This window comes from Hansschlegelia beijingensis (assembly GCF_045505405.1).
In the GTDB taxonomy this organism is placed as follows: Bacteria; Pseudomonadota; Alphaproteobacteria; order Rhizobiales; family Methylopilaceae; genus Methylopila; species Methylopila beijingensis_A.
The window spans coordinates 1-1,672 of the sequence record NZ_JBJKEX010000494.1 but is presented as its reverse complement, the minus strand read 5'-3'; the positions used below and the strand labels follow the sequence as shown (position 1 = coordinate 1,672).

Genomic DNA, 1,672 nt, shown 5'->3' with positions numbered 1-1,672 from the left:
GGGTTCCTGCGGTCAGACGGAAAGACCCCGTGCACCTTTACTGTAGCTTTGCATTGGCGATTGTGTTGCCGCTGGCCGACGGCGTGCGGTCTCCGAAGCGCGCGCTCGAAATGCTGGCGGCGGCGCCGGTGGATTTCGCCGACCCCGACGCCTTCGTCGACGTCGACACGCCGGCCGATCTCGCGCGGGCGCAAGCGCGCGCGCTCAAGAACTGACGGCGCGTTGCGGGCCTCGGCGGCGGTGGAATGTTCGGACGAGTGAGCAGGCGGAGACGAGTCATGGCCCCGAAACCCCTGCGCTGCGTCCTGCTGGGCCTCGCGGTCGCGGCGGCGCTCTCCTGGGGCGACGCGCAGGCCAAGCAGTGGACCCGGATCCGGATCGCCTCCGAGGGCGCCTATCCGCCGTTCAACATGCTGAACGCGGACAACCAGCTCGAAGGCTTCGACGTCGACGTCGCCCGCGCGGTCTGCGCCGCCGCGAAGGTCACCTGCGAGTTCGTCGCGCAGGACTGGGAAGGCCTGATCCCGGCGCTGCTGGCGGGCAAGTTCGACGTCGTCTTCGCCTCGATGTCGATCACGGACGAGCGCAGGAAGGTCGTGGCCTTCTCGGAGCGGTACTACGCCTCGCCCGCCCTGTTCGTGGCCGACAAGACGAGCGGGCTGATGGATTCCTCGCCCAGGGCGCTCACGGGCAGGACGCTCGGCGCCAAGAGCGGCACGGTGAACGCGCGCTATCTCGAGGAGGTCTATGCGCCCGCCGGCGCCCACGTGAAGCTCTACGCGACGCAGGAGGAGGCCAATCTGGACCTCTCCGCCGGCCGGCTGGAGGCGGTGCTCGCCGACAAGCTCGTCATGCTGCCGTGGCTCAAGAACGCCGGGGACGGCGATTGCTGCCAGGTGATCGGCCAGGACCTCGCGGACCCGGCCTATTTCGGCGAGGGCGTCGGGGCGGCTCTGCGCAAGCAGGACGCCGACCTCAAGGCGCTGATCGACGGGGCGATCGCGCAGATCCGGGCCGACGGAACCTACGAGCGGATCAACGCGCGATATTTCCCGTTCAGCATCTACTGACGCCGAAGGCGCTCAGTCCGGATCGCCGCGGTCGATCTTGGCCCGGTCCGCCTCCGGCACGGCCGGCAAAGCCTCGGTGATCGCCTCGTGGATCACCTTCTGGAAGTTCGCGGCCTTGACGCGCGCATTGGCGAAGGCCGCGTCGACCTGCGCCCGGTCGAGCGGCGCCCGGCTCATCGTGTCCCGCGTCGCCCGGCGGGCGTCCTTCATCTCCTGCAGCGCCTGGGCGAGCTCGTCGCGCCGCGCCTCCAGCTTTTCGCGGATCACCGCGCCGACCGAAGGCGGATAGCGGCTGCTGATGAAGCCGATCGTGGTCTCGACGGTGCGCGGCGGCGACTTGGCATGGAAACGGGTCACCCCGAAATAGCCGGCCGCCGCCAGATTAAGCGCGATCGAGACCGCCAGGACGGCGTAGACAGCGCCGGGCGCGCGTCGCTTCATGTCAGAGATCGCCGGTCGCGAGCGAGACCTCGAAGGGCCCGCCAAAACCGAGCCCGCCGGCCGCGAAGGCGCTCTGCGAGGAATTCGCCCCCGAGACCACGCCGAGCATCAGCCCGCAGGCCAGCGCGGCCGCGCCGAGGCTCGCGCTCGCGAGGCTGAGC

General features: G+C 69.9%; 2 protein-coding genes and 1 pseudogene. 2 read left to right on the top strand and 1 reads right to left on the bottom strand.

Annotation, left to right across the window (positions count from 1 at the left end):
- Positions 1-215, top strand: a pseudogene (locus tag ACIKT0_RS17980) (hypothetical protein); the annotation flags it as partial.
- A 63-nt stretch (positions 216-278) separates the two neighbouring features.
- Complete coding sequence (locus tag ACIKT0_RS17975) at positions 279-1,070, top strand: transporter substrate-binding domain-containing protein (RefSeq protein WP_407106694.1); 792 nt, start codon at positions 279-281, stop codon at positions 1,068-1,070.
- A 12-nt stretch (positions 1,071-1,082) separates the two neighbouring features.
- Here ACIKT0_RS17975 and ACIKT0_RS17970 read toward each other — a convergent pair whose 3' ends face one another.
- The gene (locus ACIKT0_RS17970; protein WP_407106693.1) at positions 1,083-1,511 is read right to left on the bottom strand and encodes a periplasmic heavy metal sensor; all 429 of its coding nucleotides are present in this window, start codon (positions 1,509-1,511) and stop codon (positions 1,083-1,085) included.
- Positions 1,512-1,672: the final 161 nt, after the last annotated feature.